General features: G+C 35.7%; 22 protein-coding genes. 4 read left to right on the top strand and 18 right to left on the bottom strand.

The features are described 5' to 3' along the window. Positions 1-99 precede the first annotated feature (99 nt). Positions 100-1,386: a 3D domain-containing protein gene (locus ACSG5Z_RS27195; RefSeq protein WP_435712615.1), complete on the bottom strand. Its 1,287-nt coding sequence runs from the start codon at positions 1,384-1,386 to the stop codon at positions 100-102. 220 nt (positions 1,387-1,606) lie between these two features. On the opposite strand from ACSG5Z_RS27195, the gene ACSG5Z_RS27190 reads away from it, so the two are divergent. Together ACSG5Z_RS27190 and ACSG5Z_RS27185 are read left to right on the top strand one after the other, a co-directional pair. Beyond that, positions 1,607-2,551 carry a methyl-accepting chemotaxis protein gene (locus tag ACSG5Z_RS27190; protein ID WP_087983311.1) on the top strand — a complete coding sequence of 315 codons (945 nt, stop codon included), beginning with the start codon at positions 1,607-1,609 and terminating at the stop codon, positions 2,549-2,551. Positions 2,552-2,683: 132 nt separating this feature from the next. Beyond that, positions 2,684-3,496: an undecaprenyl-diphosphate phosphatase gene (locus ACSG5Z_RS27185; protein WP_044791332.1), complete on the top strand. Its 813-nt coding sequence runs from the start codon at positions 2,684-2,686 to the stop codon at positions 3,494-3,496. A gap of 112 nt (positions 3,497-3,608) precedes the next feature. Here the strand turns inward: ACSG5Z_RS27185 and ACSG5Z_RS27180 are convergent, their stop codons facing one another. Next, on the bottom strand, positions 3,609-3,812 hold the full coding sequence (locus ACSG5Z_RS27180; protein ID WP_001268332.1) for a hypothetical protein: 204 nt from the start codon (positions 3,810-3,812) through the stop codon (positions 3,609-3,611). Positions 3,813-3,984: 172 nt separating this feature from the next. On the opposite strand from ACSG5Z_RS27180, the gene ACSG5Z_RS27175 reads away from it, so the two are divergent. After that, positions 3,985-5,136: a VanZ family protein gene (locus ACSG5Z_RS27175; RefSeq protein WP_087983313.1), complete on the top strand. Its 1,152-nt coding sequence runs from the start codon at positions 3,985-3,987 to the stop codon at positions 5,134-5,136. 7 nt (positions 5,137-5,143) lie between these two features. On the opposite strand, the gene ACSG5Z_RS27170 is transcribed toward ACSG5Z_RS27175, so the two are convergent. From ACSG5Z_RS27170 to bdhA, 6 genes are all read right to left on the bottom strand, one after another. Continuing rightward, a complete protein-coding gene (locus ACSG5Z_RS27170; protein ID WP_435712614.1) occupies positions 5,144-6,457 on the bottom strand; it encodes a D-arabinono-1,4-lactone oxidase in 1,314 nt (437 codons plus the stop codon). After that, positions 6,445-7,617 (bottom strand): amino acid deaminase/aldolase, encoded by a 1,173-nt coding sequence (locus ACSG5Z_RS27165; protein WP_435712613.1) that lies wholly within the window; start codon positions 7,615-7,617, stop codon positions 6,445-6,447. The genes ACSG5Z_RS27170 and ACSG5Z_RS27165 overlap by 13 nt, the downstream gene beginning before the upstream one ends. A 108-nt stretch (positions 7,618-7,725) precedes the next feature. Further along, on the bottom strand, positions 7,726-8,727 hold the full coding sequence (gene sph / locus ACSG5Z_RS27160; protein WP_435712612.1) for a sphingomyelinase C: 1,002 nt from the start codon (positions 8,725-8,727) through the stop codon (positions 7,726-7,728). A gap of 73 nt (positions 8,728-8,800) precedes the next feature. Continuing rightward, the gene (gene cerA / locus ACSG5Z_RS27155; protein WP_000731008.1) at positions 8,801-9,652 is read right to left on the bottom strand and encodes a phospholipase CerA; all 852 of its coding nucleotides are present in this window, start codon (positions 9,650-9,652) and stop codon (positions 8,801-8,803) included. 264 nt (positions 9,653-9,916) lie between these two features. Continuing rightward, positions 9,917-10,261 (bottom strand): potassium channel family protein, encoded by a 345-nt coding sequence (locus ACSG5Z_RS27150; protein WP_000948236.1) that lies wholly within the window; start codon positions 10,259-10,261, stop codon positions 9,917-9,919. Positions 10,262-10,379: 118 nt separating this feature from the next. After that, a complete protein-coding gene (gene bdhA, locus ACSG5Z_RS27145; protein WP_000645832.1) occupies positions 10,380-11,432 on the bottom strand; it encodes a (R,R)-butanediol dehydrogenase in 1,053 nt (350 codons plus the stop codon). A gap of 226 nt (positions 11,433-11,658) precedes the next feature. Between bdhA and ACSG5Z_RS27140 the strand changes: the two genes are divergently transcribed. Then, entirely contained in the window at positions 11,659-12,837 is a 1,179-nt protein-coding gene (locus ACSG5Z_RS27140; protein WP_087983321.1) for an MFS transporter, read from the top strand. Positions 12,838-13,118: 281 nt separating this feature from the next. Here ACSG5Z_RS27140 and inhA2 read toward each other — a convergent pair whose 3' ends face one another. The 10 genes from inhA2 to ACSG5Z_RS27090 form a co-directional block, all read right to left on the bottom strand. Beyond that, positions 13,119-15,518, bottom strand: coding sequence for a M6 family metalloprotease immune inhibitor InhA2 (inhA2, locus tag ACSG5Z_RS27135; RefSeq protein WP_435712611.1), 2,400 nt, complete (start codon positions 15,516-15,518; stop codon positions 13,119-13,121). 315 nt (positions 15,519-15,833) lie between these two features. Next, on the bottom strand, positions 15,834-16,481 hold the full coding sequence (gene fsa / locus ACSG5Z_RS27130; protein WP_000667662.1) for a fructose-6-phosphate aldolase: 648 nt from the start codon (positions 16,479-16,481) through the stop codon (positions 15,834-15,836). A 34-nt stretch (positions 16,482-16,515) separates the two neighbouring features. After that, positions 16,516-17,442 carry a ribose ABC transporter substrate-binding protein RbsB gene (gene rbsB / locus ACSG5Z_RS27125; RefSeq protein WP_087983326.1) on the bottom strand — a complete coding sequence of 309 codons (927 nt, stop codon included), beginning with the start codon at positions 17,440-17,442 and terminating at the stop codon, positions 16,516-16,518. A gap of 14 nt (positions 17,443-17,456) precedes the next feature. Beyond that, a complete protein-coding gene (locus ACSG5Z_RS27120) occupies positions 17,457-18,392 on the bottom strand; it encodes an ABC transporter permease subunit (protein ID WP_001074641.1) in 936 nt (311 codons plus the stop codon). Positions 18,393-18,394: 2 nt separating this feature from the next. Next, positions 18,395-19,879, bottom strand: a complete 1,485-nt coding sequence (rbsA, locus tag ACSG5Z_RS27115; protein ID WP_435712610.1) for a ribose ABC transporter ATP-binding protein RbsA — start codon at positions 19,877-19,879, stop codon at positions 18,395-18,397. A gap of 18 nt (positions 19,880-19,897) precedes the next feature. After that, complete coding sequence (gene rbsD, locus ACSG5Z_RS27110) at positions 19,898-20,293, bottom strand: D-ribose pyranase (protein ID WP_000716160.1); 396 nt, start codon at positions 20,291-20,293, stop codon at positions 19,898-19,900. Further along, the gene (rbsK, locus tag ACSG5Z_RS27105) at positions 20,290-21,186 is read right to left on the bottom strand and encodes a ribokinase (RefSeq protein ID WP_087983333.1); all 897 of its coding nucleotides are present in this window, start codon (positions 21,184-21,186) and stop codon (positions 20,290-20,292) included. Before rbsK ends, rbsD begins: the two co-directional genes overlap by 4 nt. A gap of 13 nt (positions 21,187-21,199) precedes the next feature. Further along, on the bottom strand, positions 21,200-22,171 hold the full coding sequence (rbsR, locus tag ACSG5Z_RS27100) for a ribose operon transcriptional repressor RbsR (RefSeq protein WP_087983335.1): 972 nt from the start codon (positions 22,169-22,171) through the stop codon (positions 21,200-21,202). A gap of 138 nt (positions 22,172-22,309) precedes the next feature. Next, positions 22,310-23,923 (bottom strand): MDR family MFS transporter, encoded by a 1,614-nt coding sequence (locus ACSG5Z_RS27095; protein WP_088061886.1) that lies wholly within the window; start codon positions 23,921-23,923, stop codon positions 22,310-22,312. A 19-nt stretch (positions 23,924-23,942) separates the two neighbouring features. Further along, complete coding sequence (locus ACSG5Z_RS27090; protein WP_001132358.1) at positions 23,943-24,401, bottom strand: MarR family winged helix-turn-helix transcriptional regulator; 459 nt, start codon at positions 24,399-24,401, stop codon at positions 23,943-23,945. Positions 24,402-24,492 lie beyond the last annotated feature (91 nt).

Below are 24,492 nucleotides of genomic sequence, written 5' to 3'. Positions count from 1 at the left end.
TCAATTTCATTGTATGCTTTCCTTAACAAAATGTAAACTCAACTTAACATTATTTTTACAAAAAATCCAACTTTACGTTTTGTAAAGTTGGATTACGTTTTAGTTTAAAATTGTAACTTTAACATTTTTTCTGCCCCAATTACTAGACGAAGCTTTATCCGGCATTAAAACATCGATTTTGTGACCTTTAATCGCGCCACCAGTATCTGCTGCAATTGCAATTCCATAGCCTTCAACATTTACAGTAGATCCTAATGGAATAACAGATGGATCCACCGCAATTAATTTCATTCCTGGGTTTGCAGTTAAGTTATAAGGCTTACCACCCGGTCCCCATGCAGAATATACTTGTTGACCTGCTGCATAACCATTTTCAGCTGGGTCTGCTGTATACGCTGTTGCATGTACATAAAGTTCTTTTCCACCAGCAGTTGGCTTAGAAGGTTGTGCAGGTTCTACCTTCGAATTATTATTAGCAACAGGTTCGGCTGGTTTACTAGCTGGTTTACTAGCTTGTTCTTGCTTTTTCTTTTCAGCAACTTCCGCCTGTGCCTTAGCTAAAGCTTCTTGCTCAGCCTTTGCAGCTGCTTCTGCTTTCGCACGCTCTTCTGCTGCAATTCTTGCTGCTTCTTGCTCACGAGCAATTGTTTCTTGCACTGCCTTCATATTTGACTCAATTTTAGCTTTCTCTTCTGCTGCTAAATTAAGTTGGCTTGCAACCTGATTATATTTATCTTGAACTGTTTGTAAGTTAGCTTGACGCTTTTTCAAGTTATCTTGCAACTCAGCTTGTGCTTTTGCTAATTTTTGTTTGTCTACTACTAAAGATGCTTCTTTTTCATCAATTGTTTTCTTATCTTCTTCTATTTGACGAAGATCTTGTTCTTGTAGACGTAAAATTTCTTTATCAGCTTCTAGAATAGTAGAAACTGCGTTCATACGTTGTAAGAAATCTGCAAAGTTTTTTGACTCTACTACAACTTCTACTACTAAACTCGTATTTGAACTGTTTTGAACAGAAACCATACGTTTTCTCATAATATCCTTACGAGCAAGGACTTTATCCTCTAAAACGACAATTTCATTCTTTTTTTGCTCAATCTGCTTATGTGTTTCATCGATTTTACGTTGAATAGCAGCTTGATCCTCTTTATTTTTTGCAATTGTATTATTTAAATTATGTAGTTCGTTTTCGATACCTTTAATTTCTTTATTAACAGCTTGCTTCTCTTGCTCTTTCTTTTGCATTTCTGCATCGTTTTGCTGCAATTGCTGTTGCATGTTGTTAAGTTTCTCGTCGTTTGACTCTGCTTTAACAGCGACTGTACTAGAAAGACCTATAATTCCTGCTAATACTAGACTACTGATTCGCTTAAAATAGTTCATAATCCGACTCCCTTCTTATACAGTTATACATGATTTATTTTACAGTTTGTTTACAATACCATTAAATACAGTTTATTTTTCATGACGAAAAAAAGGGAATTATGCATAAAATGTAATAGATTCTTAAATATTTAACAATTCCTATATTTAAAAATTATAAAAGATGCTAAAATCCAAATATAGAGAAAATATAACTTCTAAAGGCGGTTGAAATAAATATATGTTTACTCAAAAGAAATCACTCCAACATAAAATTGATCAATTAGAAAGTCGTATACAAGAGCTAGAAGCAGAATTAAAACAAAAGGATATCGAACAACAAGAGACTATTTCTTCTATCCACGATCGTGTACAAAGCGTTGTTCAAGAACATAAACTTGTAAATAGCCAGCACCATACACTTCAAAATTTAGTTCAACAATTAAACTTATGTTTCGAAAATGTTTCAACGCGCACGACACATTCCAATGAATTGAATAACGAAATGTTACAAAAAGAACAAAGCTTAATTCAATCTATTGAAGAAATTATTGACTGTTCTAATGAAGGTAAAGAATCTGTTCACCGTTTACTTATTGTAATTAACAAATTAGGTGAACAATCTCAGCGTACGTCTAACAGTATGAATCATTTAAGTGAACGTTCAAAAGAAATCGAGCAAATTGTAGAAGTCATTCAAAACATTGCAGCACAAACAAATTTACTTGCTTTAAATGCGAGTATTGAAGCTGCTCGTGCTGGAGAGCACGGTAAAGGATTCGCTGTCGTTGCTAATGAAGTAAGAAAACTAGCAGAAAGTACAGCGGAAAGTACAAAAAACATAGGCAACTTAACGAAAAAAATTCAAGAAGAAATTGAAAAAGCATACGATAACACAAAAGATAATTTACATTTAGTCGATGAAGGTGTAGAAATGAGTGCCGATACAAACGCTAGAATCGAAAATATTTTAATTATGATTCAAACGTTACAAAACGGTGCTACCAATGTTATTAAAGCTATCGAAAACCAAAAATCTTGTAATGATGATATATTACGTGAATTCGCTAATACACAACAAATGTTCCAAAAGTTAAATACTACTATTATGAATCACATTCATGATGCTGAGAAAGTCGATGTTCAATTAACGAAAAGTCTTGAAGAAACAGTAGTTTCTCATTAATAATAAAAATCCCTTATACTTTTATAAGGGATTTTTATTATATTTCGAATATTTATTTCTTCTCAATATTCATCCGTATCTTTGTTATAATGGACAAGTTGTTTCTTTCGACTAATAAACAAGGAGGTTATTATGGAACAATTTCACTACATTTTAAAATATTTAATTCTCGGTCTGTTCCAAGGGCTAACAGAACCAATTCCGATTTCTTCAAGTGGTCACCTCGTTTTAGCACAACATTTGCTAGGACTAAAAATAGAAGGGTTCAGCTTCGAACTACTTGTTAATTCAGCTTCATTATTAGCTGTATTACTTATTTATAGAAATGATTTAATTCGTCTAACGAAGAATGGTCTATCTTATATCTTTACAAGAGCAGAGGACGCAAAATCAGATTTCTTCTTTATAATTTACCTTGTTATTGCGACCATTCCAGCAGGTGTTATCGGTGTTTTATTTAAAGATTACATCGACCAGTACTTAAAAGGTGTGAAAATGGTTGGGATTTCCCTTCTTATTACTGCTGTCGGCCTTTGGATTATTAGAAACTTACGTGGACGTAAAAATGATGGCGATCTTTCTATGAAAGATGCAATTATTGTCGGATTAGCACAAGCTTGCGCATTAATTCCTGGAATAAGCCGATCAGGTGCAACAATCGTCGCAGCGATGTTACTTGGTATGAAGCAAGAAACAGCTCTTCGTTTCTCATTCTTACTATATATCCCTGTTAGCTTAGGTGGTTTATTACTAAGTATTACAGACATTGCAAAAGATCCAAATCTAGACACATTATTCGTGCCATATATCGTTGCGTTTATCGCAACATTTATCATGACGTACATTTCATTAAAATGGTTTATGAACATTATGGCAAAAGGAAATTTAAAATATTTCTCTTTCTATTGTATTATCGTAGGTGTACTTACTCTTATTTTCTTATAAAGTGAAACTTACAAAGCGAAAAGCGAGTCATTCTATTAAACTAGGATGACTCGCTTTTTTATATCTTTATAATGATAAAGCCCCTCTTTCTGTACAGTAAGAGGGGTCCCTTTTATGCGTATACTTTCTTTTCTTGACAATACAAACGAATAACATGTTTATTTTGTTGAAATACATCATGCGTTAGGCGGATAATAATAAAATTTCGTTTTGTTTGATCATCATGAACAAAAATCTGTTCTCCCTCCTGAAAACGCCATGCACTTTCAAAAGTTGTAATATGATCCCCACTTACAGAAAAAAGCTCATATCGCATATCTTGTACCCTCTCTCAACTTATAATAATCACTATATCCTTATATTAAATTTATTATAACTTAATCCCGTTTAAATTTGAAATTTTTTCTATTTCGAAATATTTTAATTTTGTTTTCAGGTTCTTTTAACGTTATAATGATAAACGAATTTTCATTGAAAGGAGCTTCATTTTGACTGCATATTTATTTCCAATAAAAACAGCATTTATTTTATTTCCTATTTTAGCAATGTTTCTATTAATCCCTTTTTTAATATTTAATTATCGTAAATACGGTTATTTAAATAAATGGCGTTCATTTATTTTATATTCATTATTACTTTACTTATTAAATGCCTATTTTCTTGTGATTTTGCCATTACCACAAACGTATGATACTTGTAGCCTACAACCGGCTAATACGCAACATTTGCAACTCTCGCCATTTTATTTCATACAAGAGATTAGTAATCATACCTCGGCGATTTTAACGAAGCCAGCTACGTACTTCTATTTATTAAAGGAATCTGCGTTTTTACAAGTCGCTTTTAACGTTTTACTAACCGTTCCGTTCGGTATGTACTTACGTTATTATTTCCGACGTAGCTTCTTACAAACAGTGTGTATTTCTTTTTGTCTTTCACTATTCTTTGAATTAACACAAGTAACTGGATTATATGGTATTTATAATTGTGCATACCGCTTATTTGATATTGACGATCTGTTTTTAAACACGCTAGGCGGCGTAATTGGTTTTATCATTGCACCAATCTTTACGTACTTCCTTCCGAAAACAAGCGAATTAGATATTCATATTGATTTAGAAACGAAACCAGTCGGATTCATTCGTCGTCTCATCGCTATGCAAATTGATTGGATTTTCTTATCTATCGTTGTACCTTTCATTAAAAATAAAGGAAATTCACTATTTATCGCTAACATCCAATCTTATACAAATGTATACGAACTCCTTTTCATTACATGTTCAATCTTAATTTACTTTATTATCATTCCATACTTTACGAATGGAAGAACAATAGGAAAAGCGTTGCTTCGGATTTACATTAAAGGACAAGCTGAGCGTATTACACTAAAAGAATTATTCATTCGTTACGGGATATTCTATTTCATTTTAGGCGGAATCAATTATATTCTTTCGAGTAGCTCTATCTTAAATCATACAGAGCCTTTAGTATTACTAGTTATACTATTATTCCAATTTGTAATTAACGGTCTATTTATTATTCATGTTTTATTACATGTATTTAGTCGTGATAAGTTACTATTTTACGAGCGCATTAGTCAAACAAGAAATGCGATTATACTAAAAAAAGCTGACAAGTAATACTTTGTCAGCTTTTTTTCATAATCGTAAATAATTTTTCTGTGTAAGGGTTTGAAAACATTTCTGCTTCATCTAGTAACTTTCTCGCCTTTAGAAACGAATGCATTTCTGGATATATATTTTGTAATTTTTCGTACGTTAACGTATGCATTTTCCCCCAATGCGGGCGCCCTTCATACTTTAGAAAAATTTTCTCCACCTCACCAAAATAAGCAGCATACTTCATACCTTTATACATATGAACGGCAATATACGCTGAATCCCTTCCGTACGCTGGACTGAGCCATATATCATCCCTTTTCACATAACGGCATTCAATTGGGAAGTGCACTTTATACTTTTTCTTTTCAATAAGGTTTGAAATATCTTCTACAACAGCCCGCATATACTTTGAAGGAACACTATACTCCATTTCATAAAATGGAACCGCACGCGATGTAGCAAATACTTCATAACTCGGACCAATTATTTTTGTATTCGGTACAGCTTTAGCCGATAATCGACTTACACCTTTACTTATAGAAGGAAACCATTTACATCCTTTAGATAACAAAGAGAACATCTTATTTTCAAGCAACTCTACCTTTAGTTTATGCCATTTCAAGTCACTTTTTTTACCCGTTGTTTCATTTGTAAATTTCACTTGTACTTCATCTGAATAAGGAAAAACAAAAAATTCAAAATGGCGATTCTTCTTATATTCTTCTAGCTTGTTCATTACAGTAGATAATGACTGTTTTTCACTTTTATAAACGAGTGAATAGGCTGGAATAACCTTCAATTTTATTTTTACAATGATACCTAACATTCCTAGCGACAACTGAAAGGCTCTCCAATATTCCACATTTTCAGTTTCCGAACAAACTATACTCTCGCCTGTAGATAAAACTGCGGTAATCTCTATAACTTGTGTTGATAAACTTCCAAAGGTAATACCCGTTCCATGAGTCCCTGTACTAATCGCTCCTGCAATCGATTGCGAATCAATATCCCCTAAATTTTCTTGTGCATAACCTTTTTCTTCAAGTAACTTCCCTAAATCATGTAGCTTTGTTCCTGCCCATACTTCGGCAACCATCTTCTCTGCATCCATATCCAAAATACCTTTCAATTCATCTAAAGAAACTAAAATTTCTTCTGTTTGCACAAGAGGTGTAAACGAGTGTCCTGAACCGACAACACGAATTCTCTTCCCTTTTTTTCGAGCAAGCCCTACAACTTCTACTACATCTTGTATACTTTCTGGATACATCGTATAATGCGGCGTTCCTTCTACATTCCCTGTCCAATTTCTCCATTTTTGTCCCTTTATAGAAAGCATTGGCCATCCCCCCGATATGTTGAATACTCCCCAACAATCTCTCCTTCTTTCACACGATATAAAAAAGGAAAACGCTCACATAACTCTCCAGCTTTACTATGGCGAAACAAGATAGAATCTCCTATCTCTACTCGTTCCTTACCGTTATAAAAAATCGGTGTTTGCACTTCGCCAGCGCCTTCTAAAGCTAATAGTTTGGCACCATTTGGTCTCCAAATCTCAGGTTCTTTATCTTTCCCGATTGCACCTGAGGCAATATATCCACCACCTAAACAAGTGTAAATAAACGGGGCTGGTTTACGCACAACTGGTAAAGCAAATCCGACAGCTGGATGAAATTGCACCTCTTTATAATAATCGAACAGCTTCGGGGCATAAAAAGCAGAACCTATTGTAATCTCTGAAATTGAATTATCTTGCTCAGTTGTTTTTATACTTCCTGTGCCTCCCCCATTTACAAACCTTAGTTCAATACCTAGATTTTGTATTTCTTTTACGATATGTCCTCTTCTTTCTTTAACTTCTAACACTGACTTCTTCTTTAAATACGAAATTACTTTACTTTTCACTCTTTGATTCGGTATGTGATCTCCTACCCCAGCAATTTGAGCTTCATATCCCATTACACCATCTAGTATTAAAAATGATGATTCTTTTACCCTTTTTACTATTTTCAAAGCACCTTGCACATCTTTTACCGGTGATCTGTTTACCCCAAAATGAAATTGAAAAAAACGACTACTCATATCAATATCCAAACAAACACGAAAACACCCTTTAGACTCCTCAGCAATTTTTTCTAAATAAACAATATGGTCTTCACAATCCACCATACAAGTTATAATGAGGCCTTGCTTTGTTAGCAAACTTATTTCATGTAAAGCCCTTTTATCATAAGCAGGATATCCGAGCAATAAATCATTGAATCCTTGTTCAATTAAAAACAAAGCCTCTCTAGGTGAAAAACACATAATACCTTGAAATCGATCATTTGTAGCTAAAATCTTTTGCATAACCGGAACAGAACGTAGCGATTTACTCGCTATACGAATCTTCTTGTTTCCACTTAATTCCATAACCGATTGAATATTTTTATCTAAAGCTACTTCATCCAAAAATGCACACGGTAATGGAACTTCTTTAAAAATTCCTCGATCCACATTTTTCTCTCCTCTTTCCAATATGTCTTATACATATTGGAAAGAAAGTTGAAATTTCCTCTACAAAATAAAAAAGTTTCTTCCTATTAAGAAGAAACTTTTTTAGGACTATTTCATAGAAATAGTTGCCTCTACTGGATAATGATCAGAGTAATCATTATATGTATATTTTTTAAACCATGATGTAACAGTCCACTGTGGAGATTTCGGTTGTAATACTTTATTCTCTATAAATGACGGATTCGCATGGTCCTTACTTGCAATAATATAATCTAAATACTCGGCAGGGCTATCAGGGAAATTATATTTTGCTATACTGTTTGTCGTCGCATCCCAAGTTGCTGTATGTCCCGTATAAGATGGAATAGAAGCGTGCAATGTTTTGAACATGGATGCGTACTCTGAGTCACTATTGTTCTCTGCATTTATTTTATTCACGTTCATATCACCACCAAATAGGACGTACTCGTCATTTGGTATATTCTTATTTTTAATAAAGTCTTGAATTTCTTTTAACTGATTTGTACGTACAGATGCAGGTGAAGTTTTTCCGCACATACTATCTTCAGCCTGCAAATGCGTCCCGATTACATGAACGAAACGATCATTCTTCTTAATTTTTGTGTATACAAATCCTTTATTTGATAAATTATCTGGCCCGCATCCTTTTGCAAATACATATTGAATCTTTTCAACGATTGGCCATTTACTCACGATTGCAACGCCCCCATCTTCAGGAGTTGAAGATGAATAGCTACCTAACGTTTTATCCCATTCATTTCCGTTACTACGACCTAATACCGCTGTTTGATTTGGATATTCTTTCTTCAAATTCCCTAACAAACGATCTGATGCGCTATTATCAAACACTTCATTTAATATAACAACGTCTTGATTCTTTATATAATCTGCCGCCCCAATTAAATCAGCACGCTCACTTTGTCCCCAGTTCGGATATAAATTTGTTGATAGCATATACACGTTATGCGTCATCACTTTCAAAGTATTATTTTGATTTGTAGACGTTTCTGCTTGAGCTGAAGATCCTCCGTATAAAACTCCTAAACCAATCCCAAAGCTAAGTACACCTTTTAGTAATTTTCCTTTCACGCTTCATACCTCCATGTATTAGTTATAAAAAGGCCAAATACTCTATTGTGAGATTTGACCTTTTTTTTAATACTTAACGATCTCCGTACGTATCAAACCAAAGCTGAATGTATCCGGCAGTAACACGTTGTGCATCCATTAATCGCTTACCTGTCATTGGTGTAACTTCAGCGCGCCATTTATCTGCATATTCTTGTGATACAGCTGCTTTTACGAACCAATCTTTCGTATTATCATTTACAATGCCAGCGTAATCTTGTTTCGCTGCTACTGCCGCTCCGTGAATCCACTCTTCTGGATTTGTACCTTTCCAGTTCCAATATCCATTTCCATCCGTTACTTTATAATTATCTTTTATCGTATCTACAAAGTTTTCATATTTAGAATGGAATCCTTGTGGGTACGAAAGATTTGTAAAGTTTGCCGCATGCATCGGTTGGTTTACATCTCCTAAATAATGAAGAGATAATCCTAAATAGAAGAATGCTTGTTTCATATCTTTATTTTTATATGATTCACCAGCTAATTTAAAATATTTAGCGCCAGTTTCTTTTGCCTGCTTTGCAAATGGAATATATGTTTTTCCATTGTCTGGATCATAGAAATGTGAAGCAAATGTGCTATTATCATAATAAGGATTTTCATAGTCAGCAGCATAAATACCATTTTCTAATTCCGTACGCCATTCATTTAATTGTGCAACTCGATCTTGTTTTACAAGTGTTGTATTGCGAGACATAATATCAATAGCGCGGTTTACAATCCATAAATGAGAGTTTACGCCTTCTTTATGTTTATCTTCAGCAGACCAGCGATGAACTATTTTTATTTTACTTCCCCCATCGTTTTCATGAGCAAATGCAACACTTTGTAACGGCGCTACTAATGTAATAGCTGCTGCTAAAGCAAGTACTTTCTTTTTCATCTGAAATCCTCCATTTTATAATTGAATTATTGTAAACTTTTTGTTAGGATCCTATGATATCGTCCGGTTAACCTATGACTAGAATATCCCACCTTTCATGAAATTTCTATCAATAAATTAAAATATGCAAATGTTCATATCATTATAACTTTATACATAGTGAATATAATGAATGAATGCACTTATATTGTAGTAAAGTATTGTTAAGCTACTACGAATGATTGTCTAAACTAATGTAAAAAAAGAGTAAAGCATCCACATGCTTTACTCTTTTTTTCTATTCGATAATATACTTGGTAGTTGTACATTAACTGCCAACTTATGAATAAATCCAAACACTAATCCAATCCCAATAAATATGTATAAGATTGTAAATATCTTTCCGAAATCAGTTTGCGGACTAAAATTCCCATCACCGACAGTCGTCAACGTGACCACACTAAAATATAAAGCGTCAAGAGGACGTAATCCTTCAACTGTACTATAAAAAATCGTACCAGATGTTAATGTTAAAAATGTTAATACGAATAACACTTGAAATTCTTTATCTTTCCACGCTCGTAAACAAGCTTTTAGCATTCGTTTCAATGTCAACATAAATGAAAGCATTAGACTTCCCCTTCCAAACAAAATACCTGTAGTTAAAGGAAAGTCTATCACCTTTCTGTATAGAAAAAAAGTAGCCCTCTTCTATTTCTAGAAAAGAGCTACTTTTTACTATTCTCTATTATTTAGGTGAAACAAGAATTTTCACTTGTGTTTTATCTTTTACAAGTGCTTCAAATCCTTCTTCAACAACTTGATCCACTGTGATTTTTTTCGTAATTAATTTCTCTGCTTGAATTTGGCCAGAGCTAATTAATTTAATAACAGCTGGGAAGATATGACGGTATCCAAGAATACCGATAACTTCTTTTTCTTTTAGTACAAGGTTGTTTGGCGTAATTGTCGCATCTTTTTCCCACACACTAACAATTACAGTTTGTCCTTCAAAGCTTGTACTTTCAATCGCTTGACGAAGTACTACTTCGACACCTGTTACTTCAAAGCTCACATTTACACCTAAACCATTTGTTAAGTTACGAATTTCTGCTAGTACATCTTGAGTAGCTGGATTTAATACATAATCCGCACCTGCTAATTTTGCTAACTCTTGACGTTCTTTAGAAAGTTCTACTGCAATAACAGGAGTTGCTCCTGCTGCTTTAGCTGCTTGAATGACAAGAAGTCCAATTGGACCACAACCAAATACTGCTACAGCTTCCCCTTCTTTTAATTTACTTTGACGTACTGCATGAACTGCTACCGCTGCTGGTTCTACAAGTGCACCTTGTTCATACGTCATTTCATCAGGAATATGGTGGACCATATCTTCTGGTACTACTGTATATTCAGAGAAACCGCCGCCGTCTCCGCCAAGACCGTGGAAAACAAGTTGTTCACAAACATTGTAATGTCCATGTTTACAAGCTTCACATTTACCACAAGAATAAATTGGTTCTACAACGACGCGATCTCCCACTTTATGAGAAGTAACGCCTTCACCGATTTCAACTACCTCACCACTAAACTCATGACCTAAAATAACCGGTGCTTTTACGTGTGTTAATGGGTGCTCTTCTGTTGGAATAAAAATAGGTCCTGCTAAATATTCATGCAAGTCTGTTCCGCAGATACCACACCATTTCACTTTAATCTTAACTGCTCCTGGTCTTACAGTTGGTTCTGGTACTTCTTCTACTCGTACATCGCGTTGATTATGCCAAAGTAATGCTTTCATTTTATACATCCCTCTCTACGTATATACTTAACCTGGTGAAGTTTACAAATCTATTATAATACTTCTATCCATATATTTCAAAAAAACAATCTCATTCCCACTAAATTTTAACAAATAACGTTCAATATTTTGTCACTTTGTACTTTTTTCCACATCTGTTAATGCTAATTTCATTGCGGTTGAAATTAGCATTATGCCATAATAGCATAGGAGAGGTGAATATCGCTTGAAATATTTTATTTACTTTATTGTTATCGTAGCGTTTCTAGATACATTTTCACAATTACCTATTATGAGTACGTTCGCTCAAAGTCTTGGAGGATCTCCTCTTATTATTGGGCTAGTTGTCGGTATGTACTCATTCGCTAATATGATCGGTAATATTATTGCTGGCGCTGCTGTCGATAAATTTGGTGCAAAAAAAATACTTTATATAAGCATGGGACTTACGAGTTTCATAGTCTTGTTATACACCGTTGTTCAAAGTGGTGAACAACTATTAGTTGTGCGCTTTATGCACGGCTTTAGTGACGGATTTTTAATTCCTGCTGCCTTTACGTTTTTATCAAAACAAACAAATTCAGCAAGACAAGGTAAGGCAATGGCCCTATCTGGTGCTGCTGTTGGAACAGCGGCAATTGTAGGACCGGCTTTCAGTGGAATTATGAAAGCAACTGCTGGTATAGAGTGGGTGTTCATTACCATTTCTATTTTAATGGTCCTTGGTACAATCGTATCTCTATTCTTCTTACCAAATAACGTATCAAGAAAAGATACTTCAAGAACACAAATGATGAACAAAAAGGATATGATTGAACTATTGAAATCAGAACCGTTATTGCAAGCATATATTGGTGCCTTCACGCTAATGTTTTCACAAGGAATTGTCACTTATATGCTACCAGTGAAAGTTGAGGCATTAGCACTTAAAGCATCTACAACAGGCATGATGTTAAGTGTATTCGGCATTACCGCTATCCTCTTCTTCTTGCTGCCAACAAACCGTATTTACGATCGATTTAATCGTTCAAAACTCATGCTAATTGGGATTGCAGTAATGGCATTCGCGTTATCTTTACTTGGATTATTCGCAACAAAAGGTATGCTCTTTATCGTTATGATGATTTATGGCATTGGATTCGCTATCCTTTTCCCATCGATAAATGCATTACTTGTTGAAAATACGACAGATGATAAGCGCGGAAAAGCATTCGGATTGTTTTATGCTTTCTTCTCATTAGGAGTTGTTGCTGGATCCTTTACAGTTGGTGCCATCGGGGCATCCCCTAGCGTCAGCTTCGTTATCGGAACTGCATTCTTATTAACATTCGCTGGAATGATTTATGTAAGAAGCAAAATAAAAAGTAAAGCAAACAGCAAAGTAAAAAAGACAATGATGGGTTAATTCCATCATTGTCTTTTTTTGCCTAATATATTACTTTTGTGTCTAACCAAATAACAATGTAAATAAATTGAACTGTAAAGGCAACACTGCAGTTCTTCTTTTACAAAAAAAGTGTATAAATACCAACGATACTTCGACAATTTCCTCGGAAATATTTCCTTTCCCCACATAATTTGATACACTACATATGAACAGACACTTGTATTACATAAGCTAAAATAATAACTTACTGTACAAATTGAAAAGCACACTCTTCATATGAAGAATGTGCTTTTATGTTATTAACGTTTAATCCAAACAGCGCCTGCCGATTTATCCTCTGCCTGTCCAACAACTTGGAATTTAAGTCCAAGGTTTGGAACTTTTCTTCCTGCATCTGCAATTTGTTTGTTACTATATACTTTTGAATCATCAAATGTTGTAACACCTTGTAATCCAGAATAGTTAAACTGTCCACGTGTTAATGAATTTGCACTCCATGCTGGTGTTTGATCAAATGAAAATGCAGCATCTGCAATTTGCATACCTGTATTACCGTAAGTTGGTCTTCCGTTTAAATTCCCAACAAATGCCTCTGGATGCGAATCCACAACACCAAGGAATCCTTCACCTGGATGCACCCCAACCCAGTTATCTTTGAAGCTATCATCTGCATACCAAACGACAAGACCTGTATTATACACTGGACCTTTTCCTGCTTTTAATCCATTATCTGATCCCGCATAGTTTCTCCACTCTAAGTAGTAATAATGAGCTTTCTTTTCTGTCCCATCAGAAACAACAAAACCATTTAAATTCATTTTAGCCTGTCCTTCTGTATCATCAGAAAATACAACTTGTCCATCAACAGTTACATTTACATTATCCATCGCGAAACCTTTATATGTTACAGCCGGATCTGTAATATAATCGAATTGCAGTTTCACTTTTTTTCCTTTAAATTGACTTAAATCATATGATTTATCCATCCATTTTCCATCTGTTGTATCTTTATCTTCTTGGACTACTTTTTCTCCAAGTCTATCAATTAACGTTTTCGTTCCATCTTCTGTTACTGCATGCACTTCGACAAAATCGCACTCTGCTTCTAACTCATAATTTGCTTTATAATCGAATTTTGCATTTGTTCCTTTTGTTAAATCAAAGAATGGTGTCTCTAGTGTTGTATGCATATCATCTCCTCTTGTACTATAATATGCATGCTTTCCAAACTCCGGTTTAATCGTTTCAACACTTTTACCTGGTAAGTTAACACGTACAACGCCTGGACGATTGGATTTTGTAACACTTTGATCAATATATGTAGGAACTCCTACTCCACGCTTAATTTTATCGTAATCTACTTCTAAAATTTTTGCCCAGTTGCCACCCATATTCTTTTGTAAGAAGTCTTTATTTTGTGGTGAGAAACTAGTTGGCTCTGTTCCTGCAATTTTCCCTGTCCAACTACCTCCACTCATTAATGACCACGCTTCGACAGGTGAACCAGTTCCAGTATACTTCGTGTCATATTCATCTGGTAAGCCAAGATCATGTCCAAATTCATGCGCAAATACACCTACTGCTCCATCTTCTGGTTCAATTGTATAATCATGTGCCGCTACTTTTCCACCAAAGTAATCTACCTTTGATTTTGTACCTTCAACCGCTACTGGATCTATTGCTAATTTTGAACGATGTGACCAAATTGCATCATCACCTAATTTACCGCCACCAGCTTCTTGACCAACGCCAGCATGGATTACCATTAAATGATCAATTACACCATCAGGTTCATTTTGAATTCCATCACCATTTGTATCATATCTATCGAATTGATCAAATTGAGATAAATCTAACCCTTTCTCAGCAGCTGCATGTAAAGCTTCTTTCACTAAATCACGTGCGCCTTTTGGTCCTTTATTATCGTGACCACTACTACCATCAGCACCGTAGTCAGACGCTTTTCCTGGAACAGTTAGCCATTCCGTTACATATCCATCTGTCGTATAACTTCCACCAGACTGCTCTTCATAATATTGTTTAAACGTTTTTACTTTCGAACCATCAAATAACGTGTACGGTTCATTACCAAATAACATTTTTTGATAATGCTCTCTACTAAAGTCATTCGAATACATATACCCTGGTGTTTGATCAATATTATTATGTTTATAATCACTAAATTCAACGAGTAATACTAATACTTTATCAGTTCGAACAGACCCTTTATATGGCGCTTGCTTTGCTTTAGAAGTTGGGACTTGTCCATTCAATTGTTTTTTATTTGGTTCTGGTTTTTGCTCAGGACTAACATTTTTTTCAGGTTTCTTTACTTTCTCCTTTTCCTCCATTTTCTTCTCTTTTACTTTTTTCACGAAATCAGATGCCTCTTTAGCAGTATCCGCTGGAAGAATTTCTTTATTTGCCTGATCGCCTTGTTTCTTTTCAATATACTTTTCTACAGCTTTTTTCGTCTCTTCTTTAGAAGATGCTGGATTAATTGTTCCTCTTTCTTTCAACGCTTCCGCTAAACGATCTTCTTGAATTAAATTGTAATCAATTGGTGTTGTAGATACATCGTCTTTCTCTTTTACTGTCGTTTCTGCGTATGCTAGCGGAGTACTCATTACAGATGTGCATCCGATAATTGCCGCAATTGCTAAGGATGATAACACTTTAAATGGCGCTTTTCTTCTCATTCTATTTCTCTCCTTTTATAAAACTTAAAATTCAGATAAATAAGTGCATTTAAATCGAAATCCCCACTTTCTGCCCTCCCTATATAAAAAGGCATAATTCTATAAACGTTAAGCTTTCTGTTATAGAATCATGCCCCTCCAGTTTTCTGGTCAGAACCTCTACCTTTTTATGTCGAAATATGAAAAATAAAAAGTGATTTGTATATATTAAATAGCTTATATAACAAATTTAAAAGACAATATGCAAAATTGCATGAAAATTCTTTTAAATAAAAAAGAACCCTAGTCAATTAAACTAGGATTCTCGATTTTCTATTATTTCTCTTGTGTTTTTTCCCAATCAGCTAAGAATTTCTCAATTCCTTGATCTGTTAATGGATGTTTCACTAATGAAGCAATTACGTTTGCTGGGATTGTTGCAATATGTGAACCGTTTAATGCTGCTTCTGTTACGTGAACACTGTGACGTACAGATGCTGCAATGATTTCTGTTTCAATGCCGTGAATTGCAAAGATTTCTGCGATTTGGCGGATTAGGTCCATACCGTTATGACCGATATCATCTAAGCGACCTAAGAATGGTGAAACGTATGTTGCACCAGCACGAGCTGCAAGTAATGCTTGAACTGCTGAGAATACTAATGTAACGTTTGTACGAATTCCTAAATCAGAGAATGCTTTTACTGCTTTTAAACCTTCCGTTGTCATTGGTACTTTTACAACAACGTTTGGAGCAATTTTCGCTAACTCTTTTCCTTCTTCAATCATTTTATCAGCTTCTAAGCTAATTACTTCTGCGCTTACAGGTCCTTCTACAACGTTACAAATTTCACGAATACGCTCGTGGAAATCTACGCCTTCTTTTGCTACAAGTGATGGATTTGTCGTTACTCCAGCTAATACGCCTAATGCATTTGCCTCTTTAATTTCGTTAATGTTTGCTGTATCAATAAAAAATTTCATTTGTTATTCTTCCTTCCTGATTTTCATTTTATATTTATTTGTTTTTCTTAATAAGCTCTAATTCAATCGGAATAGATTTGTCCACTTTTTTACCTTGTGTTATCTCTTTTGCTGTTTGCATCGCCTTCTCCCCGATTAATTCCGGTTTTTGAGCAACTGTTGCAGCCATACGCCCATCGTTAACCGCTTTTACAGCATCTTCTGTTGCATCAAAACCAACAACGACTACATCTGTTTTTCCAGCAGACTTCAATGCTTCAAGTGCCCCTAATGCCATTTCATCGTTATGCGCAAACACGGCTTTAATATCACCATTTGCTTGCAAAATGTTTTCCATAACAGATAATCCTTTTGCTCTATCAAAATCAGCTGCTTGTTTTGCAACTACTTTTAAAGACTTATCCGCTACGTTGTGGAATCCTTTCCCGCGCTCGCGAGCAGCAGAAGAGCCAGGGATTCCTTCTAATTCAGCAACGTTTGCTCCCCCGCCAACTAATTCACGAATGTAATCACTAGCCATTTGACCACCTTCAATATTATTAGAGGCAATGTGAGAAACAACTTTACCTGAATTTGCAACGCGGTCTACAGTAATAACAGGGACATTCGCTGCATTTGCCGCACTTACTGCTGAAGCAACAGCATCTGAATCGGTTGGATTAATAACAACTACATCGACACCTTTTTGAATTAAATCTTCAACATCATTTGTTTGCTTTGCTGCATCATTTTGTGCATCAACAGCAATCAATTCAATGCCGCTTGCTTTCGCTTGCTTTTCTGCTCCTTTTTTCAAAGTCACAAAAAATGGATTGTTTAAAGTTGAAACAGAGAATCCAACTTTAATAGTTTTATTTCGACCTTTATCGCTAGAATCCTTTGCCCATTCTGGTGGTTCCATTGAACAACCAGCAGTAATGACCATAATACATGCAACGAGTATAAGTAACCATTTCTTCATGAACTATCCCTCCATTACGCTTCTTTTCGACGATCAATTAATACAGCTAGTAAGATTACAAGTCCTTTTACAACTTGTTGGAAGAAAGAAGATACACCTAATAAATTTAAACCGTTATTTAGTACACCGATAATAAGTACACCGATGAATGTACCAACAATCCATCCTCTTCCCCCAGAAAGACTTGTTCCACCTAATACAACTGCTGCAATTGCATCTAATTCGTAAGAAGTACCTGCAGTTGGCTGTGCAGAATCTAGTCGTGATGTTAAGACAATACCTGCAAGCGCTGCCAAAATTCCGGAAAGACCGTAAATCATTACTTTAATTCTCGTAACATTAATACCTGATAATGCTGCTGCTTCTTCATTTCCACCAATTGCAAATGTACGGCGACCAAATGTCGTTTTCTTCAAAATGAAGTACAGTACTGCGAAAGCGATCATCATTGTAACAGCTGGTACCGGAATACCAAGAAAATAACCGCGGCCAAACATTTGGAACATTAAATGATCACCCAGACCAGTGATCGGACGTCCGTCCATATAAACAAGCGTCAACCCACGAAAAATAGTCATTGTTGCTAAAGTTGCAATAAATGGAGCTACTTTTCCCTTCGCTATGATGATACCGTTTACAATTCCCATTACAAGACCAGCTAATAATCCAACTGCCATCGCAAGGAACGGGTCCATGCCACTTGCCATCATTCCAGCAACAAGTGCACTTGATAATGCTAAAATAGAACCTACCGATAAGTCAATACCCCCTGTTAAAATTACAAAGGTCATTCCGAATGCAATAAGCGCATTAATCGATACTTGACGCAGTATATTAAATAAATTTGGAATCTCAATAAATGCCGGATTTAAAGCTGTAATTACGACGATAATTAATACTAAACCGATTAAAGAACCGAGTTGTTGTAATACATTCCCCTTCTTAGCCATCCTTACTCTCCCCCTGTAGCTAGTGCCATAATAGACTCTTGTGATGCCTCATCTTTCTCTAAAATGCCGCCGACTTTTCCTTCATGAATAACAAGAACACGATCACTCATTCCTAAAACTTCTGGAAGCTCAGATGATACCATAATAACGGCATCGCCTTGCTCAGTAAGCTTATTCATAATAGAGTAAATTTCTTTTTTCGCTCCAACATCTACACCTCGTGTTGGCTCATCTAAAATGAGTAACTGCGGGTGGATACCTAGCCATTTTGCAATAACAACCTTTTGCTGATTTCCACCAGAAAGAGATTTCACCGCTTGCTCTCCACTAGCTGCTTTCACATTAAGAAGTTTCATCATATCCGCTGTAAACTGTTGTTCTAGTTCGTTACTTAAGACACTTCCCTTTGAAAGACTTTCTAAATTCGGTAAAGCTAAATTTTCTCGAATTGAGAAATCTAAAACTAACCCTTCAGATTTTCTATCCTCTGTAATAAAAGCTATTCTTTGTCTAATTGCATCTATCGGACTATCAATCTTTACTTCTTGTCCATTTATAAAAATTTGGCCAGAATCTAAAGGTTCGTATCCAAATATCGCTTTCATAATATCTGTACGGCCAGCTCCCATCAAGCCAGCAACACCAAGGATTTCACCTTTTCTTACTTGAAACGAAACATTTTCAAACTTCCCTCTTTTCGTTCCGTTACGCATCTCAAAAATGACATCGCCAATTTGACTATTTCGCTCTGGGTAACGTTCACCAATGCTGCGCCCCACCATCATACTCACTACTTCATCAAATGATGTTTCCGGAATGAGTCTCTTTCCTACGTATTCCCCATCACGTAAAATCGTAATGGCATCACATATTGAAAAAATTTCTTCCATTCGGTGTGAGATATAAACGAACGAAACGCCTTCTTTACGTAATTTATTAATGACAGTAAACAACGTTTCAATTTCACGATCTGTTAATGCAGCTGTAGGTTCATCCATAATAATAACGCTCGCGTTTGTCATTAACGCTTTCGCAATTTCGATAATTTGCTGTTGTCCAACCGATAACTCTCCTGCCAACATAGCGCCTTTTACATGTAACCCTAACTCCGCTAGTTGCTGCTGCGCAATCGCGTTCATTTGACGCGTACGCAAAATACCTGTCTTCCCATACATTAACTCTTTACCGAGAAACATATTTTCAGCTACTGTTAAATTCGATAATATGTTCAATTCTTGATGTATAAATGCAATACCGTACTCTTCTGCTTCTTTCGCATTTTTAAAAGTTCGTTCTTGTCCATCAATCGTGATTGTTCCACCATCTTTTTTGTATACACCTGTTAAAATTTTCATGAGCGTTGATTTGCCCGCTCCATTTTCCCCCATCAATGCATGGACTTCCCCTGTTTCAATCATAAACTGTGCATTCTTCAAAACAGGATTGCCATTGAACGCCTTTGAAATATTTTTCATTTCAATACGCATTCCCATCACTTCCTTTTATTAAAAAATCACGCCTGCATGTAAAATTACATTGGCATAAGGAGTAGCCTCTCCTGTACGAATAATTGCTTTCGCTTTCTTCGTGTGCTCTTTAAATTGTTCATGCGATACATATTCAAATGCTGGCTCTATTAATTTCAGCTCGATTTCTTTATTTACTTCCGCATTATTATTAATGACTTCTTCTGCTAACGTTACTTTTTCAATTGCCATATCATCAGCTACCACTTGCAATACGTCTAAAAAGCTAGGTTTTCCAATCTCAACAGCTAAATCAATTCGTTTTACTCCGTCAGGAATTGGTAACCCGCAGTCTGCAATTACAATCGTATCTGTATGTCCAAGTGAAGCAAGGACTGATGCAATCTCACTGTTTAATACACCGTGCTTTTTCAACCGACAATCACCTGCACTTCACGTACTCTATCTCTCGTTGGCATACCGCCCTGTGCTCCAAGTTTCGTTACAGAAAGGCCACCAGCAATATTCGCAAAACGAATTGCTTTTTGAAGTGTTTCTCCTTCAGAAAGCGCAACTGCTAATGCACCATTGAATGTATCACCAGCTCCAGTCGTATCTACTACATCAACAGCGATGCTAGGAACATGTACAATCTCCGTACCATTATGGAAACGAACACCTTTAGAACCTTCTGTCATCAATAGTTTATTTGGATATTTAGCCAGTAAATCTTCAATTGGTGACGTGAAATCATCTAATACGATGCGACACTCATGTTCATTTGGTGTAATATAAGTTGCCTTTTCTAAAATATCTTCGGATAACACTTGTGCTGGCGCTGGATTTAACATAACTGGAATATTATGCTCCTCACAAATAGCCAATACATATTTTACTGTTTCAAGTGGGATCTCTAGTTGAAGAACAACCATATCTGCTTTTATAAGAAGATCTTTTGAACAATCTACAACCGACTCATTTACAAGAGCATTCGCCCCTTGCACGACAACAATACTGTTATCCTCTTCTGCTAAAACGATATGAGCAATTCCTGTCGCCGTATCTGTAACCGGTACCACATAGTCGATAAAAACGCGTTCGTTCTCTAAATTGTTCCTAACTACAGTTCCATAATTATCGTTTCCAACCGCTCCAACCATCGCTACATTTGCGCCTAATCTAGCTGCAGCAACTGCTTGGTTGGCTCCTTTCCCTCCTGGGATTGTATGAAATGCTTCACCAATTACTGTTTCTCCTGCTTTCGGACGTTTTTTTGAAACAGCCACTAAGTCCATTGAAATACTACCTACCACTGCAATATTTGGCATCTGTTTCATCTCCTTACTTCGTTGTATTTCGTTCTATAATTTCAATCGGTAAACGATAGTGTTTCTCTTCTAATACGCTTCCTTCCATCTGCTCTAACAACAGCTCTGTTGCAATTTTTCCCATTTCATAAATTGGCTGTGCAACAGTTGTAATAGATGGATACATCATTTCTGTTAAAGAAATTCCATCGAATCCGATAATTTGTAAATCATCTGGAATAGAAATCCCCTTTTGGAGTGCAGCCTTTACAATACCTATTGCGATTAAATCATTTCCAGCAACAATTCCATCAATATGTGGGTATTCTTCTAATAATTCCACTGTTACACGCTCACTATTAACTGGATCAAATGTACTCTCTGCAATCATATAAGAAAGATTATTTTGCGTAATAACGTCTACAAAACCTTCAAAACGTTCATTAGCAGTGCTTACATCACGCGGTCCGCGAATATGCGCAATATGTTTACAGCCTTTATCTATTAATAGCTTTGTCGCTGCCTGACTCCCTGCATAGTTATCTGCATATACAGTAGGGATACGCTCATTAAACATACGGTCAATTGCAACAACTGGAACAGACAACTTCATGTAATTAACACTATTTTGTGGATTCGTTGCTACAATAAATCCATCCACATTATTTTGCCTAAGTACATCAATATATTGCTTTTCTTTCTCTAAACTCTCATCAGAGTTACAAAGGACAACTGTGTATCCTTGCTTATGAGCTACATCTTCTACGGCACGTGCAACTTCTGGAAAGAATGGATTCACGATATTTGGAACAACTAAGCCAATTAAACGTGATTTTTTATTATACAATGAACGCGCTACTGTACTAGGTTTATAATCTAGCATCTCAATCGCTCGTTCTACTTTCTTTAATGTATCTTCATGAACATATCCATTTTTATTTAACACTCTGGAAACGGTCGCCACAGATACTCCCGCTAATTTCGCAACGTCTTTAATCGTACTCATTCTCTTTCCTCTCCATTCCATGTAACCGTTTACAGAAAATAATATAACGTATTTCTAGAAATACGTCAATCATTTCTCACGAAAAAGCTTTTAAGGTTATACTCAAAAAAAGCACCGCCATAAGGCGATGCTTTTTCATTACGAATAGGATACAGTTTGTTCTTTTTCCTCTGTAGCTGGCTCTTCAGCATCTTTTTTACGATCTGACAGTTTAATCTTCTGTAAGAAAATTGTAAAGATAGCGCCTACTATGATAAATACTAATCCTGTTAAGAATACAGTATGAAGTGAGTCTACTAAAGAGTTTTTCAAGATTGGTACAATGCTGTTAGCGAATGCTTCTGGCATTTGTTTTAATGCTTCTGGACTAAATAGCATCGAATATAAACCTTGTGGATCTGTGTGAATCATATCTTTAAATTTCGTTACCATTTGGCCCGCTTCTTTCGGGAACGTATCTAATACAGGTACTAATTTATTTGTTAATGTTGTACCTGAAGTGTTATTCATGATTGACCCTAAAATTGTAATACCAAATGTTCCACCGATTTGACGGAAGAACTGACTTGATGATGTTACGACTCCAAGATCTTTTTTCGGGAAACTTTCTTGTAACGCTAATGTTAATGTCGGCATAACAAGACCCATTCCTAAACCGATAATACTCATATAGAAAGTAGCAGTAAGTTTAGTCGTGTGCATATCCATCGTTGTTAATAACCAGAAACCACCAGCCATAATAAGCATCCCTGTAATAATTTGTGGTTTCACACCAACTTTTAATACAAGTTGACCACCGATAATACTCATCACTATCATTGTAATCATCATCGGTGTCATAATTGTTCCTGATTCAGCAGCACTTACTCCTACAATTCCTTGCATGAAGAATGGTACGAACATAATCGCACCGAACATTCCGATACTCATAAAGAAACCAATCGCATTCAGTATTGTAAACGTGCGATTTTTAAAGAAATGCATCGGTAAAATCGGTTCTTCTGCTTTCGTTTCAACGATAACAAAGCTAATAATACCAATTAGAGCTAATGCAAATAAACCGATAATTTGCCAAGAATCCCATGGATAATCTTTTCCGCCAAACGTTAATGCAAGTAATAAACTTACAACACCGAGAATCATCGTAAAGATTCCAGCAATATCAATCTTGATCGGTCCTGTTTGTTTATGTGACTTTAATCCCATTGCAATAAAGATTGTTGCTAAAATACCAACTGGTAAGTTAATGTAGAATACCCATCTCCAGTTCACTGCGTCTACAATCCAACCACCCACTTGTGGTCCAATTACAGAAGCAAGACCGTATAACGCACCAAAAATACCTTGCCATTTCGCACGTTCTTTTCCCGTAAACATATCTCCGATAATAATCATAGCCATTGGCATCATAATACCGCCACCAAGACCTTGAATACCACGGAAAATAATTAATTCCGTCATACCATTTGCCATACCACATAACGCCGAACCAACCATAAAGATAACTAGTCCTGTAATATATACGTTGCGACGGCCAAGTAAATCCGCTAATTTACCTGCAATTGGTACAACTGTCGTTGATGTTAACATATAAGCTGTTGTTAACCACGTCATTAAACTTAATCCGCCTAGTTCACCGACGATACGCGGCATTGCTGTACCAACAATCGTTCCATCTAATGCAGCAAATAGCATCGCGATTATTAAACCAATTAACAGCAACTTTCTATTTATGTTTTCTTGTTGCTCCATGTAATCTCCTCAATTCCTCTTAGTTATTCTCTTTTTTCTCTTGTGTCCCGCAAATAATTGTTTCTAACTTCTCAAAGAGGCGTAACAAATCTTCTCTTTCTTGTAATTCTAAATGTGAGAAATATTTTGCAATATGCTCATTACGAGCGGTCATTGCCTCTTCTACTCTAGCTTTCCCCTTTTTTGTTAACTCAATGATGACAACACGACGGTCATCTTTGTCGTGATAGCGTTCTACAAGCTCTTGGTCAATTAGGCGATCAATCATCACTGTAATTGCACTAGGCTTTACATACATCTTTTTTGCTAATTTTGTCGCTCTTGAAGCACCGTAATGATCTAAAATCTTTAAAATATAAAACTGCGGTGGTGTAAGTCCTGTTGCTTGCATTTGTTCTAATAACTCCGTCTGCATTTTCTTTCCAATCGAAAAGGCAAGAGCTTGAATTTTATCGATATGCGTCATATCATTTGGCATGTTATCCACCTCTTATTTAAGCAATAAAATATTTAACGTATTTAAATATTAATCCCACAAACAAAATCCGTCAACACTTTTTATTTATAAA

Source organism: Bacillus pretiosus, assembly GCF_051294775.1.
GTDB classification, from domain to species: domain Bacteria; phylum Bacillota; class Bacilli; order Bacillales; family Bacillaceae_G; genus Bacillus_A; species Bacillus_A wiedmannii.
This window is presented reverse-complemented; position numbering and strand designations above follow the sequence as displayed.

Bases quoted from the DNA above. Each gene is read 5' to 3' on its own strand.
- ACSG5Z_RS27195 (WP_435712615.1), bottom strand. From the start codon at position 1,386: ATGAACTATTTTAAGCGAATCAGTAGTCTAGTATTAGCAGGAATTATA.
- ACSG5Z_RS27190 (WP_087983311.1), top strand. From the start codon at position 1,607: ATGTTTACTCAAAAGAAATCACTCCAACATAAAATTGATCAATTAGAA.
- ACSG5Z_RS27185 (WP_044791332.1), top strand. From the start codon at position 2,684: ATGGAACAATTTCACTACATTTTAAAATATTTAATTCTCGGTCTGTTC.
- ACSG5Z_RS27180 (WP_001268332.1), bottom strand. From the start codon at position 3,812: ATGCGATATGAGCTTTTTTCTGTAAGTGGGGATCATATTACAACTTTT.
- ACSG5Z_RS27170 (WP_435712614.1), bottom strand. From the start codon at position 6,457: ATGCTTTCTATAAAGGGACAAAAATGGAGAAATTGGACAGGGAATGTA.
- cerA (WP_000731008.1), bottom strand. From the start codon at position 9,652: ATGAAAAAGAAAGTACTTGCTTTAGCAGCAGCTATTACATTAGTAGCG.
- ACSG5Z_RS27150 (WP_000948236.1), bottom strand. From the start codon at position 10,261: ATGCTTTCATTTATGTTGACATTGAAACGAATGCTAAAAGCTTGTTTA.
- bdhA (WP_000645832.1), bottom strand. From the start codon at position 11,432: ATGAAAGCATTACTTTGGCATAATCAACGCGATGTACGAGTAGAAGAA.
- inhA2 (WP_435712611.1), bottom strand. From the start codon at position 15,518: ATGAGAAGAAAAGCGCCATTTAAAGTGTTATCATCCTTAGCAATTGCG.
- fsa (WP_000667662.1), bottom strand. From the start codon at position 16,481: ATGAAATTTTTTATTGATACAGCAAACATTAACGAAATTAAAGAGGCA.
- rbsB (WP_087983326.1), bottom strand. From the start codon at position 17,442: ATGAAGAAATGGTTACTTATACTCGTTGCATGTATTATGGTCATTACT.
- ACSG5Z_RS27120 (WP_001074641.1), bottom strand. From the start codon at position 18,392: ATGGCTAAGAAGGGGAATGTATTACAACAACTCGGTTCTTTAATCGGT.
- rbsA (WP_435712610.1), bottom strand. From the start codon at position 19,879: ATGCGTATTGAAATGAAAAATATTTCAAAGGCGTTCAATGGCAATCCT.
- rbsK (WP_087983333.1), bottom strand. From the start codon at position 21,186: ATGCCAAATATTGCAGTGGTAGGTAGTATTTCAATGGACTTAGTGGCT.
- rbsR (WP_087983335.1), bottom strand. From the start codon at position 22,171: ATGAGTACGATTAAAGACGTTGCGAAATTAGCGGGAGTATCTGTGGCG.
- ACSG5Z_RS27095 (WP_088061886.1), bottom strand. From the start codon at position 23,923: ATGGAGCAACAAGAAAACATAAATAGAAAGTTGCTGTTAATTGGTTTA.
- ACSG5Z_RS27090 (WP_001132358.1), bottom strand. From the start codon at position 24,401: ATGCCAAATGATATGACGCATATCGATAAAATTCAAGCTCTTGCCTTT.